This window comes from Bacillus sp. FSL H7-0578 (assembly GCF_038630855.1).
In the GTDB taxonomy this organism is placed as follows: Bacteria; Bacillota; Bacilli; order Bacillales; family Bacillaceae; genus Bacillus; species Bacillus safensis.
Genome location: NZ_CP152045.1, coordinates 3,227,912 through 3,242,793, shown reverse-complemented (window position 1 = coordinate 3,242,793; position 14,882 = coordinate 3,227,912). Strand labels below are relative to the sequence as shown.

Sequence of the window (14,882 nt, the reverse complement as noted above, 5' to 3'; positions counted from 1 at the left end):
CATCTGTATAAATGAAACCGCTGCCTGCTTAGAACTAGCTGCACATGAGTGAAAGGAGATGTTTTATGGAGTCCTATCAATTGAGAAACATTCATATTGGCGACGACAAGGCAAAGAGTGATATACGTGTTTATTCGTGGGGAGACATTCTTTCATTTTGTGATGTGTATATGGAAGAAGGAGAGTCACTCACGTTTCAATATGTCACCGAGGATCAAATGGACTGTTTTGAGTTTCAGCTGTCGGTTCATGATGGCCGGCTTTGTTTTTATTGGTTTGCGTGGGACGGATCTGATTATATTCACATGCCTTCTAGTAATTGGATTCATTCAGATATTTTTTATCAATTTATGAAAAATAAGTATTTCATCAAACAAAACAAGATGATGTTTTATACGCAAGCGGTAAAAAACAGAAATGAATGAGGATATAGAGAATTTGAAGGCCTATTTTGCTATTTTCCTGTTTTGTCACATACGGCCTTTCTCCGTAGACTAGGGGTAGCTGAAAGGAAAGGAGGCAAGTCCCGAATCAAAAGGTAACGTCTATCATCTGACAGCCCCCCTCTAGCTAAAGCTGATAGATGCTGCCTTGTTCATATGAACACTGCGTAATATAGAACCAATGCTTCTTTGTATAGGTCATGTGTCCCCTTGTGAATCCCCTTTGTGTGTATCCGGTCATATTTGCGTGGCCGGATACCCTTTTATTCACTGTTTAACCGATCAGCTCTTGCAAATAGTGGATACTCATTTCATAATGATGATGGATTTTGTTAATGGTATGTCGGTTGAAAATAAAGACATAAAGGAGAGAACGATGACAAACATTCAATTAATCGCAACGGATTTAGATGGAACTTTATTGAACAGTGAACACAAAGTGAGTCAGGAAAACGAGCAGGCATTAAAGGAAGCAGCTGCGAATGGAATTGAGGTTGTCGTGTCAACAGGGAGAGCGTATTTTGATGTAAGGTCTATTTTTGACCAGCTTGGTATGAATACATGGGTGATTAGTGCCAATGGAGCTGTAATTCATGATCCAACTGGACAAGTGTACCATTCAGCTGCTTTACAAGAAGAAAAGGCTAAACACATACTGTCATGGCTTGAAGAACGTGATTATTATTATGAAGTCTTTACAAACGAAGCCATTTTCACGCCAAATCGCGGAAGAGAGCTTCTTGCGATTGAAATGGACCGTTTAAAAAGTGCAAATCCAGAAACGGATCAAAATGTCTTAAAACAAGCGGCAGAAGTTCAATACAGCCAGTCGGGTTTTTCTTATATTGATACATATAAAGAATTGTTTCGTGAGGATCGAAAGCTTTCATTTTACAATATCTTAGGTTTTTCTTTTTTTCAAGACAGATTGCAAGCGGGATGGGATATGTTTGGTGATGATTCAGATGTAACATTGGTCAGTTCGGCTGATCATAACTTTGAAATTGGTTCAAAGGACGCGTCTAAAGGGCAGGCATTAACAAGGCTAGCAGAAAGACTAGGTATTTCTTTAAGTAGGGCAGCGGCTGTAGGAGACAGTTTAAATGATGAATCAATGCTTCGAGCTGCTGGTGTTGGGGTTGCAATGGGGAATGCGAGACAGGATATAAAAGAAATCGCTGATCACGTGACGTTATCAAATGATGAACACGGAGTCGCGCATATGATCCGGCACCTTTTGAAATAGATGAATCAGATGTCTTGGTATAAATCACATAGGATGAAGCGCATTCTACAAAAGAGGAATTCAGAACCACTTCTATTTACACATGATGTGGAACATCATATAATTTAATTATGAATATAACCCGCTTGTAAGGAAAATAAGGAGAGTAAACGAATGGCGCTGGAATCTTATAAGTCCGAAAATCTGCATTTAATCAAGGAAGCCTTGGACTATACTCAGGTTGGCCTGACGGTGACGGACCCGTCTTTACCTGATAATCCTTTAATATATGTGAACAAGGGCTTTTTAGATATGACAGGCTATCAAGAAACCGAAGTATTGGGGAGGAATTGTCGTTTCCTTCAGGGAGAGGAAACTGAACAAATCGCTCTCAAGCAAATTAGAACAGCCATTGAGAACAAAGAGGCTGTCACGGTTCAGCTGAAAAATTATAAAAAATCTGGACAAATGTTTTGGAACGAGTTAAGTGTCGCTCCTCTTTGGATTGACGAAAAGGAAGGAAAACGTCTTTATTTCGTTGGTCTGCAAAAGGATGTCACGAAAGAGAAGGAACAGCAGGAGCTTCTTGAGCAATCAATTGATGAAGTACTGAATATTTCGGTCCCAATCGTTCCTGTGAAAGATGGTATCTCTGTGTTACCGATCATTGGTACGTTAACAGCGCCTAGATTTGATAAGATCATTTCAACGGTCTCCACCTATATCTCTCAATCCAAGGATGATTATTTTATTGTCGATCTGTCCGGATTATTAGAAGTGGATTCATTTGTGGCAGATGCGATCTTTAAGCTGAACGATTTGATTTTAATGACAGGTACTGAACTCATTGTGACAGGAATTAAACCGAATCTTGCAATGAAGATGGGAGAAATGAGAGAGGACTTCCGTGAATTAAATACGTATATGAATGTGAAATCTGCATTGAAAAAACTGAACATTTAGCGTACGTTATATGAAATGAAAAAGAGGACTTTTCTCAAGATTAATGAAAAGTCCTCTTTTTGCTGTGATTAAGATGATTGAGCGGCGGCACTTAAGGTAAATAAGTCTTCTAGTTCGTTTGTCGATAGCTCTGTAATCCAGCTCTCGCTTTGGATAATTTGATCATTTAATGTTTGTTTTGTTTCGAGCATTTGATCGATTTTTTCCTCGATTGTGCCCGTTGTGATCATCTTATGGACGTGAACAAATCGTTTTTGTCCAATCCGATAAGCTCGGTCTGTCGCTTGGTTTTCCACAGCAGGATTCCACCATCTATCGTAGTGAATGACATGGTTTGCGGCGGTTAGGTTGAGTCCTGTTCCCCCTGCCTTTAAAGAGAGAATTAAGATGTTGAATTCTTTCTTCTGGAAGCGGTCCACCATTTTGTCCCGCTCCTGTTTTGAGAGACTGCCATTTAAAAATTGGACTGGTTCTCCAAACATCTTTTCTGCCAGCTGCTTGATCATGTTGCCCATTTCAATATACTGCGTAAAGATGAGACAGCTTTCTCCTTGCTCATGTATCGCTTTTAACAGCTCTGCGAGTTTATCCATTTTTAACGAACGTTTCAGCAGTTTCACATCTGTTCCACTCTCTTTTAAATAGAGCGCAGGGTGATCACAAATCTGTTTGAGTCTGCCAAGCATACTTAAAATAATGGCTTTTCGCTGCATCCCTGTTAATGATGCCATATGTTCAAAGGTATCTTTCACGAGCTGTTCATATAAAGATGCCTGCTCAGCGGAGAGCGGAATGAATTCTTTTTCTTCGAGTTTCTCAGGCAGGTTTAGGGCAACCTCTTCATCTTGTTTTGTTCGTCTTAATAAAAATGGTTTGATCAGCTGCTGGAGCTGTTCAATCCTTTTTTCTTCACGGTCTTTTTCAATCGGAAGGACGAACTTTTTATGGAAGCTGGTCAGGCTGCCGAGATATCCTTTGTTGACGAAGTCGAATATGGACCAAAGCTCTGTCAAACGGTTTTCCATTGGTGTCCCGCTGAGGGCTATGTGATGCTGTCCTTTGAGCTGTCTAATCGCTCTCGATTGTTTCGTATGGGCGTTCTTGATGTTTTGGGCTTCGTCTAAGCAAATGGTATTCCACTTTGCTGCCGTTAATTCATCACGATCAGAATGTGAGAGTCCATAGGACGTCAGAACAATATCTGTTGACTCGTATGCTTTTGTGAAGTCCTCTCCCTGTGGACGCGATGGCCCATAATGCAGGGCAACATTCAAATGTGGTGCGAATGTTTCGAGCTCTCGCTGCCAGTTTCCTAAAACAGAGGTCGGCGCAATGATGAGAGACGGAGAGGCATTTTGCTTCTGTTCCTTCAAATACGTGAAATACGCGATCATTTGAATCGTTTTTCCAAGACCCATATCATCTGCTAAACAAGCCCCAAATCCATGAGATCTTAAAAATAAAAGCCAGTTCACGCCATGCTGCTGATACGGACGCAGTGTGCCTTTAAAGGACTCACTCATTTCGTAGGAAGGCAGCTCGTGTGTATCATTTAATTGGTGGACAAGCCCTCTTAATTGCGATGAAAGTTCAAATTGAATATGGGCAAATGCTGAACTGTCTAGAAGCTCTGGAATCGATTCAGAGGAAGCTTCTTGATCTGCCAGTTCGCGTGACAAAATATCAGACATGTGAAGTCCTTCATTTTCGGCACGCTCCATCCACTTTTTCATTTGCTGAATGAAGGTCGGGTCTATTTTGATCCATTGTCCTCGAATGTTGACAAGGCGTCGTTTGCTTTGGACAAGTTCGTTGAACTCATCTTCTGTCAGTTCAATGCCGTTTGTAGCAAAGCGCCAATTAAAGTCCATTAATGCGTCCATTCCGACATGTGATTCGCCTCGCGGTGTAGAAGAAATCCTTGCTTTTAACATCATCGTGCTGTCTTTGACAATTTGCCACCATGATGGGAGCAGAATCTCAATGCCCATATTGACAAGTGTTTCACTTGCTTCAGATAGGAAGAGCCATGCTTCTTCTTCTGACATAAGTGTGGTGCCAGATGTAAAAGAAAGCCAAGGGACGATTTGACTGAATCGTTCCAGCTCTCTTGAAATTTTATCTTGATACGGATGCCAAGACCTTTTCAATGAACGGATGCCTTCAAAAAAGTGAAGGTCGCTGTTTTTCTTATCCCGCAAAAACAATTCGATTTTCCAATCATCTCCGTCAAAATCCGGCTCGTTTAAGCGCAAGCCGACAGTGAACGGCGTCTCGTCATCAATCCAGCCAATCGTCTCCAAGAAATCCTGCTCATCTAGAAAATGTCCTTGGAAGGATGAGAGCGCAGGCGATTGTGCGGTCATGCGGTTCCATTTGTGCTGCAAGGCATCATCATATTGAATGTAATCCTGTACAGCAAGGGAGAACCAATCAGCCGTATAGCCATCTAATAGGCCTTCTTTATCTTTAAACCGAAGTTCGCCTTTTGTCCAAGCCTCATAATCGGGAACGAAATCTTCGTCCTCGATGAATTCGTAAATGGTGGAGGCTGTCTTCATCAGTGGTTCCGTTTCATCCGTTAATGTCACATGACTAAACGTATTAAATGAATTTTTTCCCAGCAATTCAACGGTCATCCAAGGGCTTAACAGGAAGGCAGGTGTGCCGATAAAGCTGACATCTTCTAAGAATGTTCCGTAGAAAGAAGATTCGTGCCATTGGAAAAGCTGCCTCTTCATTTCATTAAGCGGAACAGGGTGTCCGTCCTCTGCTTGCGCTGAAATGGTGAAAGAGAAATCTTCAGTTTGTTCTGCATGAATGACAATTTGTTTATGGCGTGTCATCAATCAATTTTCCTTTCTTCATTTCCTCTTGGAACGCACGCAGCCGTTTTGTGGAATCTTGCAGCTGCTTTACATACCTTTCCCAGATCGCGGTTTTTTTCGTTTTATGATAAAGCGTGCGCAGTTTCTTCAGCATTTTCACAGACTCTCGATAAGCACTTCGATTCTTTTGATCGAGGAGCAGTGAGATTTCACGGTGGTACGATGGAATGAGGGCTTCCGGTTCCTCTTTTGCAATCTGTTTGATCAAATCCTTCTCCAGTTCACTAATGGAGAAACCAACAAGGCTGTGAATCTCAATCCATTCCGCATAACGCTGCTGTGCATACAAGAGCTGACTGTATTCTGTAAACGCATAGGGCATACAGATTTGTAGGTAGCGTTCATATAAATGATGATCCTTCGTCTGCTTAAAGTATGCATCTAAATAAAAGAAGAAATCACTGACGGCTCCCCGCAGTTCTCTATAGGAAAGGTCGAGCTGGCAATATTCCTCTAATATATAGGTGATTTCATGATACCAGAGCTTGAGCCGCTTCCAGTCCTTTCGGTTTGTGAGATCCTTCAGCCAATTAAGCACATTTGGCAGCATATCCGCATTGAGCAGCTGTAATTGCTGAAAGAGGCTTTCGTCTTCTTTCAGTAAATAATCCATGTGCATCAGGCCGATGGTACGTTCAACCGTTTGTTCTTTCTTCTGTGCGTTCTTGAGTAATTCTGTTTCTTTTTTGACCCATTTCCCTCTATTTAATATGGTGCCCCAAATCTCCATAAAGACCGCTACTCGTTCATGCTGGAAAGGTCCATTGATTTGAAGAAGTGTGCGAACGGCAGTTGGTGTGTTTTCAAGAAACGGATCGAGGGAAAAGGAAAGGGCGTATGTCTTCAAATGATCCACTGAATCGAAAATGGTGTTCATGAGCTGTTCTACATATGGATTCATGGAATAAAAGTCCTTTTCGGCATCAAGCCGGCCGAGGTCGATGAGTTCATGAAGCCTCAGCCATACATCGATCGACGTATGAATCGCATACAAGCTCTTGAATTCAGGTGAAGCAGGTGCGTGTTTTTTTAGGATCGATAAATAGCCGTAATACAAATGCTGCGGTGTTTGCTGATGCTTCGGTGTCCGTTTCAGCCAGAGGTTAAATTCCTCTTGGAAAAAAGTCAGCCAGCTTTGGAGTGATTGTTCGTCTGGGCGCTTCACTTGGAAGTGCTGGCGAATCAGTTCTTTGCTGCGCTGTAATTCATCTTTTTCTGACCAATTTTCTGTAAATCCGGTCACACTCTCTACTTGAGCGTATAGCGAAAAGAAGACAGCAAGAATGTGTTTGCAAAGTCCATCTGCTGGACATGAGCAGCTGCTTCTCACAGGAAACAGCACATGAAGGTGGACCTTTGCTGCCACGACGTCATGTACATAAGCTGACCATTCAGTATCAGACTCTTGCTTGAGCCGATATACGCTGTCCTGTCTATAAGTAATCAATGCTTTTTTGATGAGTTGTTTGTTCTCATCTGTTGCAGGAAGAAGTTCTTTGATCTGTTCGGCAGTTTGTTTGATTTCTTCTTCGTTGATGTTGTGCTGAAGCATTTGATCCGCTCCTAACCAAGTAAAAGATTCCAATTCTTTTATTATAGCTCAATGGGGATTCATAAAAAAGTTTTTCATGAAAATGGTCATAAATTTCAAAAGCTGTCGAATGATGTAATAGAGTATTGCATAAACCAACCTTACAGCATATAATAATGAAATTAGTGGAATCGAAAGGATACAGACATGGATAATAAGGGTTTAAATCAAGAAGAATTTTTAAAGATTTTGATGTACGCTCATGATATTGGTGAAAATTCAAATGATGTCACAACAAAAGAAATGCTTGAAAATCTGATTGCTCATATTCGAAATGGTCTTGTTTCATAAAAGTGACCCCCTGCTAGTGATGGCAGGGGGTTTTTGTATGCTTTTAAGAATGGAATGAAAGCTCCCGGCATACGATGTCATTACAAGCATAAGGAGTATGGGGAGCTGATGGTGTCATGAATATTGCGATTGCAGGCTGTGGGTATGTGGGGCTTGTGACAGGTGTGTGTTTAGCGGAGGCAGGACATGATGTCGCGTGTATTGATATTGACCGCCGAAAGGTCATGCAGCTGAAACAAGGAAATCCCCCAATGTATGAGCCAGGGTTAAAAGAGCTATTGAAACGCAATCTTGAGCAGGGACGAATTCATTTTCACATAAATGGAGCGGAAGTCTACCCGCGGGCAGATGTGTTAATGATTGCAGTCGGCACCCCGCAGCAGGCAGATGGCCAAGCTGATTTACAGTATGTGTTTCAGGCTGCAAAAGAGATGGGGATAAAAGCAAAGTCAGGGGCGATCCTTGTGGTGAAAAGTACAGTGCCTGTCGGAACGGGGGATCAAATCGATCAGTTGATCCATCAAGAATTAGGACGGAAGGAGCCACTAGCGATTGCATCTAACCCAGAATTTTTACGGGAAGGCTCTGCCATTTCAGATACATTGAGGGCGGATCGGCTAGTGATTGGAGCTGAAACAAAAGCCGTATTAGACAAGTTAGAGGACATGTATGCTGATTTCCACCTTCCAATGGTCAAAACAGACCGTAAAAGTGCTGAAATGATCAAGTATGCATCAAATGCATTTCTTGCGACAAAAATCAGCTTTATGAATGAGATTGCCTCCATTTGTGAAAAAACAGGTGCTGATGTTGAATGGGTGTCGCAGGGAATGGGGCTTGATCAGCGGATCGGTTCGTCCTTTCTCAGAGCGGGCATTGGCTACGGTGGTTCTTGTTTTCCAAAGGATACAAATGCACTTGTCCAAATTGCAGGGCATGTGTCCCATGATTTTGAGCTGCTAAAGGCTGTCATCAAAGTAAATAATGAGCAGCGGGCAGGTTTTATCCGAAATATTCAGGAGCGGCTGGGGGCAGCTCTTGAAGGGAAGCGAATTGCGCTTCTTGGTCTGTCCTTTAAACCGAATACAGACGATATGAGGGAGGCGCCATCTATTCCGATCGCTCATGAGCTCCATCAATTAGGTGCGGAGCTTGTGGCATATGATCCTGTTGCTGCCAGGCATGCAGCTCGCGAGCTGCCGCATCAAGTCTTATTTGCTCAAACGATTGAAGAAGCGATCAAGGATGCTGATGCGGTCTGTCTATTAACAGAGTGGGCGGATATTCAGTCGTTTCCACTTGCTTCCTATAAGAAATGGATGAAGCGGCCGCTTATTTTCGATGGACGAAACTGTCATACACTTGAAGCGGCAGAACAGGCTGGGGTCGAGTATCATTCGATTGGGCGCAGATCAGTTTCTCCAATTTATATGTGAAAGAAAACCGATAACAGTGAATGTTATCGGTTTTTATGAATGCGGCAGAATGAATCCGCCATATAAGAAAGCAGCCACAATCAGAAAGGCAGGGTGCAGCTTGAATTTGGTCATCAAGAAAAAGGAGACCGCAGCAATGGCGAGCGATTGCGTCCAGCCGATGGCTTTCACTGCATCTCCGCCGATTTCCCATGTTAATAAAAGCATCATCATCGCAATGACAGGCTGAACGGATAAGGTCATGCCTTTAACGACGGGAGATTGACGAAAGCGGTCAATCAGCTTGAGCAATAAAATCAGCCCAACAGCGGACGGCAGTACAGTGGCAAGCAGTGCCACGATAAAGCCTGGCCAGCCCATGACGTCATAACCGACATATGCTGCAATCTTCGTAGCGATTGGCCCCGGCAGTGCATTGGCTAAAGCCAGCATATTGGAGAATCCTTCGTTCGTCATCCAATGAAAATGATTGACGATTTCTTCATAATTGAGCGGGATTGATGCAGGACCACCGCCATATCCTAATAGATTAGATAAAAAGAATGCCCAGAATAAAAAGAGAATCAGGATCATGAAGACACTCCTTTCTCTTTATTTGGCCGATTCCAATGATTTTTCAGTTTAAAATGAAAAGCGCCATAAAATAAAAAGATCATCACGATGATTCCTGGATGAATGGACAGCACTTGCAGTCCAATAAAGGCAAGAAGGAATAGAGCGATCCCGAAGATCATGCCGAATCCTTTCAGCGTTTTTTGTCCAAATTCATATGCCATGAGGCCTAACAGAACCGCAATGACAGGGGTCACAGCGCCAATCATATTTTGAATGATTTGTGAGGAGCTTAAGACGCTGACAAGTGTGACAAGGGCTACCATGGCGAGACAAGTAGGTAAAATATGAGCAGCTGTGGCAACAATTGCGCCAGATACACCCTTTAATCGATAGCCGAGGTATGCTGACATTTTTGTTGCGATCGGGCCTGGTAAGGCATTGGCGATGGCAAGTGTTTCTCCGAATTCGTCATCGTTGATCCATTGATATTTCACCACCGCTTCATGGCGAATAAGCGGTATGACGGAAGGGCCTCCGCCAAAACCGAGAATACCGGTTCGCACCATAGCGATAATGAGTTCGATATATGATTGCAAGTGGTTCAACTCCTGTCTACAATTTCATGCCCATGCGGCTTTTGTATCGTTTAATGAGCATTTGGCAGTCCACACTGACAACGCCTTCTAGCGGGTATAGCTTTTTTGTCAGGAAAGTCTCCATTTCCTGTTCATGTTGAAAAATGCCATGCATATGCAGCTTGCTTGGTCCTGTCATGTGGTAAAGGCTTGTGACAGCCGTTTCCTTTTCAAGCTGAAGGGCTACCGCTTCTAAAAATTTCGGCTCTACCTCTACATTAAAGAAGACAGAGACATGAATGCCGACCTTCGCGGGGTTAATTACAGCGGTGAATCGTTCAATGACCCCTGCTTCAACGAGCTGCTGAATGCGGGCTTGCACGGCAACACGTGACAGACCGACCTGTTTGCCGAGATCTGTATAAGACATGCGCCCGTCCTCGTGTAATAGGGATAAAATTTGTTTATTACTTTCGTCTAATGTTAGGTTTGGAATGCTATAGTCTTTTGACACCGTATAACCACCTTTCTTCTGTTGATATTCTATCATATTTTATTACGAATAGAATGGATGATTTGTTATTTACTATCGAAACGAAAACATCACGTGCAAGAAATCATCTTTGTGCATAAAAAAACACCCCGGAATCAACGGGGTGTCTTCATTTATTGATCTGGGCTGCTTTCTGCACTGGCAATTTGCTGTGCAAGGTCAGCTCGATCAATGTCTGCTTGGAAGAATTCCTGCGTATTTGGCAGGTGTAAATTCATATGGCGTTTTTGAGAAATGCGGATGGTGACTTGATCAACGGTGTAATCAAATACGTGTCCGCCAACACTTCGATCTTCATCAATAAAATGAAGATGATATCCACTCACCGCAATGCCGTGTGCGTACTGCGGTGTACGGAAGCCTGCGATCGTACCTTGAATGTCCTCAAAGTCGAAAATAGGCTGAGACTTGACTGCTTCTACCATCGGAACGTAAGGTTTTTCCTGTTTTTCAACCGTACGTGTTTGAACCTTTTTGAATGATCCATCAATGCGGACCGCATAAAAGATATTCTTACTTGGTAAAATGCGGTCGATTTCATCTTCAAGTTCTTTGGACGTCATAGGTGCATCAATTCGATGAACGATATCTGTTTCAAAGAATGCTAGAGAGCAGAATGGTGAATAATCTTGATTGGTGACCGGTGTCGCTGTTCCATCCGAGCGCAGCCGGTAGAATGCGCCGTCAAAGCCGATCAGTTCTCCATCTAATTGATTGAATGTACCGATGCCAAAATCACCGTGTTCAGGAATATGTGCGAGGGAGAAATCTCCATCATATACGGCTTCCAGCAGGGAGGTCATTGTCGATACTTGATAGACCTCTTGCTGTTTGTCATGCTGTCTTGTGTCATTCTGTTGATTCATTGGGTGCATCATACCCATAACCGTTCACTCCTTTAATGTAATGTATCGAAGTCTTATCTGACGTTCATTGCATGTTTTTTGCGAAAGACTTCTGGCCATTTTTGACTGGCGAGGTCAGGGTTGTCTTGATAGTCAATCGGAATATCAATAATCACGGGTCCTTCTATGTTTATACCCTTTTGAAGGACGGTTGAAAGCTCCTCAGGTGAGTTGACCCTTAGTCCAGTCGCTCCAAAGCTTTCTGCATATTTCACTAAATCGATCTGCCCGAATTCAACGCAGGATGTGCGGTCATATTTCATTTCCTGCTGGAACGCGACCATGTCGTATGTGCTGTCGTTCCAAACAAGGTGAACGAGGTTTGTTTTCTTCCGGACTGCTGTTTCTAACTCCATTGCGGAGAAGAGAAAACCGCCATCACCTGAGACCGAGATAATCTTTTCATCTGGATTCATTATAGAAGCTGCAATTGCCCATGGTAATGCGACGCCTAATGTTTGCATGCCGTTACTCACCAGGAATGAGTTCGGTTCATAGACGCGGAAGTGACGGGACATCCAAATCGCGTGAGATCCGATATCACACGTGACCTTCGTGTCATCAGGAATCAGACGTCTCAATGTATGAATGACATCCAGTGGGTGAGATCGATGACTTTCTCTTTCTGGTGTCTTTTCGATGTCGCTTAATAGCTCCTGTAATTCAGTGACTAATTCTATGTTCTCTTTGCTTAAAGAAAGGGGAACACTGTCATGCGCTAGATGTTTGACGGTTTCAGAAATATTGCCTACAAGCTCAAGCGCTGGCTCATAAAAATGGTCAATATCTGCCTGCATGTCATCAACATGGATGATCTGACGCTGCTGCGGCTGAAGATTCCAATGCTTCGGATCATATTCAATTGGATCAAAGCCAATGGTCAAAAGGACATCTGCATGTTCAATGAGAAGATCACCCGGCTGATTACGGAATAAGCCGATTCTGCCTACATATTGAGACTCGAGCTCTCTTGAGAGAACGCCGGCTCCTTGATACGTTTCAACAAATGGGATGCCAAGTGTTTTTAATAATGCTCTTGTGGCATTTGCAGCAGCTGGACGACTAGCTTTCATTCCCACAATCGCAATAGGTAAGTGTGCATTTTGAATTTTGGCGATAGCCGAACTGATGAGAGCATCTGGTGCAGGACCTAATTCTGGAGAAGGGTGAGCAGACACTGGTGTTTGTGTGGTGTGTTCTGTCACGACATCTTGTGGAAAGCTGATAAATGCTGCTCCAGCCTGCCCTTTTTGTGCCGCGCGAAAAGCATTTGTTAATGCTTCTGGTATATTGTTTACGTCTTGTACTTCAACGCTATATTTTGTGACTGGTTTGAATAATGCCGCATTGTCGAGTGATTGATGTGTTCGTTTCAGACGATCTGCACGAATGACGTTTCCAGCGATTGCGACAACAGGATCACCTTCTGTATTGGCTGTTAATAGACCTGTTGCTAAATTAGATGCACCAGGACCTGATGTGACGAGACAAACACCTGGTTTGCCAGTTAAACGTCCGACAGCAGCTGCCATAAAGGCTGCATTTTGTTCGTGTCTGCATAGGACAAGCTCTGGACCTCTGTCTTTTAATACATCAAATACAGCGTCAATTTTTGCACCTGGAATCGCAAAAACATGGGTCACACCTTGAGCAATCAGCGTATCAACAATCAACTCTGCTCCTCGTCTTGTTAGGGGTTGTGCTTGAGATTTCATTTACCCCGCACTCCTTTCGGCAAGTAAAATTTTTTATGAAAATATATTTTCATGATATGATTTACTATACATTTCATAAAATAAATTTTCCAATATATGTTTAACGTAGTTTTGATATGTTTCACGAATAAGTGTGTGAGGAGTGAAAGGATGGAACTGAGACATTTGCAGTATTTTGTCACAGTAGCGGAGGAGCTGCATTTTGGCAGAGCAGCCGCGCGGTTGAATATGACACAGCCTCCACTTAGTCAGCAAATTAAGCAGTTTGAGGAAGAATTGGGTTTTCCTTTATTTCACCGGTCGAAGAGGGTGGTGGAGCTAACAGCAGCTGGAAAGGTCTTTTTACATGAGGTTCGGGGAGTGCTGCAGCAGCTTGATAAAGCCGTTGATCATGCCCGTCATACAGCAAGAGGAGAGCTGGGGAAAATCATCATAGGTTTTGTTGGAACTGCGACATATGATATTCTGCCGCCCGTTGTACGTGAATTCAGGGAGCTGTATCCCTCTGTCAGTATTGAGCTGCAGCAGCTTTCCGTTCCGCAGCAGCTAGAGGCACTTTTAAATGGTGAGATTGATATCGGTTTTTTACACCCTACATCGCCGCATGAAGAATTAGTCAGTCGTTTGATGAAGCAAAGTGAATGTATTTTTGCGATTCCAAAAAATCATCGATTGGCTAAAAAAGAGACGGTCGCGATTGAAGATATCCGTCATGAACCGATTATTTCTTTATCACAGGAATCATGGCCGTCTCTTTATCAGCACTTTGTCCTGCTATGTGAAAAGTACGGATTTTCTCCAAATATCGTGCAGGAAGCAGCGGAATATCAAATGATCATTGGCCTTGTCACAGCAGGGATCGGTATTGCAGTGATTCCACAATCAGCCCGGCGTTTATTTAATCTGGATGTTGTATATCGCTCCATTGAGGATGAACAGCTTCTGGCGGAATGGACGATTTCCTATAGACGGGAAAACCATAATCCTGCTTTATTTCATCTGGTCCACCATATCCTGCATCGCACCGAGCTGGAATAAGAGGTGTAGGGAACGGGTTATGGTATGATGTCGTTACATGAAAAGGAGGCGTACCTGAATTGATTACATTGCTACTGGATCAGCTGTCACGAAAAGAGGCATATAAATTATTATCTGGATCTATCGTTCCAAGACCGATTGCATTTATTACAAGTCTATCTAAAGAAAATGTCGTCAATGCCGCACCATTTAGTTTCTTTAATGTCATCAGCGGACACCCGCCGCTCATTGCGGTTTCTATCGGACGACGTGATGGTCAGATGAAAGATACTGCGCAGCATATCATCGATAAGAAAGAGTTTGTCGTTCATGTGAGTGATGAAGACATGATAGAAGATATTAATGAAACAGCTGCTACTCTGCCTAGGGAAGAGAGTGAGCTGGATCGCACCGGACTTCACCAAGTAGAGAGTCATGTCATTTCGGTGCCGGGGATCAAGGAAGCACGCATTCGTTTTGAATGTCAGCTGGAAAAACATCTGACCTTTCAAAATGATGAAGGGGAGATCACAGTTGATCATATCATTGGCCGGGTTGTATGTGCACATTTAGATGAGGCTGTTTATGATGCAGAAAAAGGCTATGTTTCTACTAATGAACTGAAACCAGTCGCTCGCCTAGCAGGTAATGATTATGCCCATTTAGGCACGTCATTTGTGCTGAAAAGACCACAGTAATAGAAAAATACCCCCGAGGGATATCGG

Annotated in this window: 14 protein-coding genes; 7 read left to right on the top strand and 7 right to left on the bottom strand. The window is 43.1% G+C overall.

Annotation, left to right across the window (positions count from 1 at the left end; all coding sequences use genetic code 11):
• Nucleotides 1-65: 65 nt before the first annotated feature.
• The 3 genes from MHB41_RS16665 (at nt 66) to MHB41_RS16655 (ending at nt 2,631) form a co-directional block, all read left to right on the top strand.
• Nucleotides 66-425, top strand: a complete 360-nt coding sequence (locus tag MHB41_RS16665) for a hypothetical protein (RefSeq protein ID WP_056765590.1) — start codon at nt 66-68, stop codon at nt 423-425.
• Between the two features lie 403 nt (nt 426-828).
• Complete coding sequence (locus MHB41_RS16660) at nt 829-1,689, top strand: Cof-type HAD-IIB family hydrolase (protein WP_217008757.1); 861 nt, start codon at nt 829-831, stop codon at nt 1,687-1,689.
• 153 nt (nt 1,690-1,842) lie between these two features.
• Nucleotides 1,843-2,631, top strand: coding sequence for a PAS domain-containing protein (locus tag MHB41_RS16655; RefSeq protein WP_340899842.1), 789 nt, complete (start codon nt 1,843-1,845; stop codon nt 2,629-2,631).
• 68 nt (nt 2,632-2,699) lie between these two features.
• Here the strand turns inward: MHB41_RS16655 and MHB41_RS16650 are convergent, their stop codons facing one another.
• Together MHB41_RS16650 and MHB41_RS16645 are read right to left on the bottom strand one after the other, a co-directional pair.
• Nucleotides 2,700-5,477: a DEAD/DEAH box helicase gene (locus MHB41_RS16650; protein WP_217008696.1), complete on the bottom strand. Its 2,778-nt coding sequence runs from the start codon at nt 5,475-5,477 to the stop codon at nt 2,700-2,702.
• A complete protein-coding gene (locus tag MHB41_RS16645) occupies nt 5,464-7,071 on the bottom strand; it encodes an SWIM zinc finger family protein (RefSeq protein WP_070326105.1) in 1,608 nt (535 codons plus the stop codon). Before MHB41_RS16645 ends, MHB41_RS16650 begins: the two co-directional genes overlap by 14 nt.
• A 186-nt stretch (nt 7,072-7,257) precedes the next feature.
• On the opposite strand from MHB41_RS16645, the gene MHB41_RS16640 reads away from it, so the two are divergent.
• A complete protein-coding gene (locus MHB41_RS16640) occupies nt 7,258-7,401 on the top strand; it encodes a hypothetical protein (RefSeq protein WP_003214884.1) in 144 nt (47 codons plus the stop codon).
• Nucleotides 7,402-7,517: 116 nt separating this feature from the next.
• The gene (locus MHB41_RS16635; protein WP_217008697.1) at nt 7,518-8,837 is read left to right on the top strand and encodes a UDP-glucose/GDP-mannose dehydrogenase family protein; all 1,320 of its coding nucleotides are present in this window, start codon (nt 7,518-7,520) and stop codon (nt 8,835-8,837) included.
• Between the two features lie 33 nt (nt 8,838-8,870).
• Here MHB41_RS16635 and MHB41_RS16630 read toward each other — a convergent pair whose 3' ends face one another.
• The 5 genes from MHB41_RS16630 to alsS all read right to left on the bottom strand — a co-directional run bounded on the left by MHB41_RS16630 (nt 8,871) and on the right by alsS (nt 13,140).
• Entirely contained in the window at nt 8,871-9,407 is a 537-nt protein-coding gene (locus MHB41_RS16630; RefSeq protein WP_034281447.1) for a chromate transporter, read from the bottom strand.
• Nucleotides 9,407-9,988 carry a chromate transporter gene (locus MHB41_RS16625; RefSeq protein ID WP_034281186.1) on the bottom strand — a complete coding sequence of 194 codons (582 nt, stop codon included), beginning with the start codon at nt 9,986-9,988 and terminating at the stop codon, nt 9,407-9,409. The genes MHB41_RS16630 and MHB41_RS16625 overlap by 1 nt, the downstream gene beginning before the upstream one ends.
• A gap of 16 nt (nt 9,989-10,004) precedes the next feature.
• Nucleotides 10,005-10,481, bottom strand: a complete 477-nt coding sequence (locus MHB41_RS16620) for an Lrp/AsnC family transcriptional regulator (RefSeq protein ID WP_217008698.1) — start codon at nt 10,479-10,481, stop codon at nt 10,005-10,007.
• A gap of 152 nt (nt 10,482-10,633) precedes the next feature.
• Complete coding sequence (budA, locus tag MHB41_RS16615; protein WP_034281185.1) at nt 10,634-11,404, bottom strand: acetolactate decarboxylase; 771 nt, start codon at nt 11,402-11,404, stop codon at nt 10,634-10,636.
• Nucleotides 11,405-11,439: 35 nt separating this feature from the next.
• On the bottom strand, nt 11,440-13,140 hold the full coding sequence (alsS, locus tag MHB41_RS16610) for an acetolactate synthase AlsS (RefSeq protein WP_217008699.1): 1,701 nt from the start codon (nt 13,138-13,140) through the stop codon (nt 11,440-11,442).
• Between the two features lie 150 nt (nt 13,141-13,290).
• Between alsS and alsR the strand changes: the two genes are divergently transcribed.
• On the top strand, nt 13,291-14,178 hold the full coding sequence (alsR, locus tag MHB41_RS16605) for an acetoin biosynthesis transcriptional regulator AlsR (RefSeq protein ID WP_065214863.1): 888 nt from the start codon (nt 13,291-13,293) through the stop codon (nt 14,176-14,178).
• A gap of 59 nt (nt 14,179-14,237) precedes the next feature.
• On the top strand, nt 14,238-14,855 hold the full coding sequence (locus MHB41_RS16600) for a flavin reductase family protein (protein ID WP_034281182.1): 618 nt from the start codon (nt 14,238-14,240) through the stop codon (nt 14,853-14,855).
• The last annotated feature ends 27 nt before the right edge of the window (nt 14,856-14,882 follow it).

Excerpts from the sequence above, each read along its gene's own strand:
- MHB41_RS16665 (WP_056765590.1), top strand. The coding sequence starts at position 66 with ATGGAGTCCTATCAATTGAGAAACATTCATATTGGCGACGACAAGGCA.
- MHB41_RS16655 (WP_340899842.1), top strand. The coding sequence starts at position 1,843 with ATGGCGCTGGAATCTTATAAGTCCGAAAATCTGCATTTAATCAAGGAA.
- MHB41_RS16650 (WP_217008696.1), bottom strand. The coding sequence starts at position 5,477 with ATGACACGCCATAAACAAATTGTCATTCATGCAGAACAAACTGAAGAT.
- MHB41_RS16645 (WP_070326105.1), bottom strand. The coding sequence starts at position 7,071 with ATGCTTCAGCACAACATCAACGAAGAAGAAATCAAACAAACTGCCGAA.
- MHB41_RS16640 (WP_003214884.1), top strand. The coding sequence starts at position 7,258 with ATGGATAATAAGGGTTTAAATCAAGAAGAATTTTTAAAGATTTTGATG.
- MHB41_RS16635 (WP_217008697.1), top strand. The coding sequence starts at position 7,518 with ATGAATATTGCGATTGCAGGCTGTGGGTATGTGGGGCTTGTGACAGGT.
- budA (WP_034281185.1), bottom strand. The coding sequence starts at position 11,404 with ATGGGTATGATGCACCCAATGAATCAACAGAATGACACAAGACAGCAT.
- alsS (WP_217008699.1), bottom strand. The coding sequence starts at position 13,140 with ATGAAATCTCAAGCACAACCCCTAACAAGACGAGGAGCAGAGTTGATT.
- alsR (WP_065214863.1), top strand. The coding sequence starts at position 13,291 with ATGGAACTGAGACATTTGCAGTATTTTGTCACAGTAGCGGAGGAGCTG.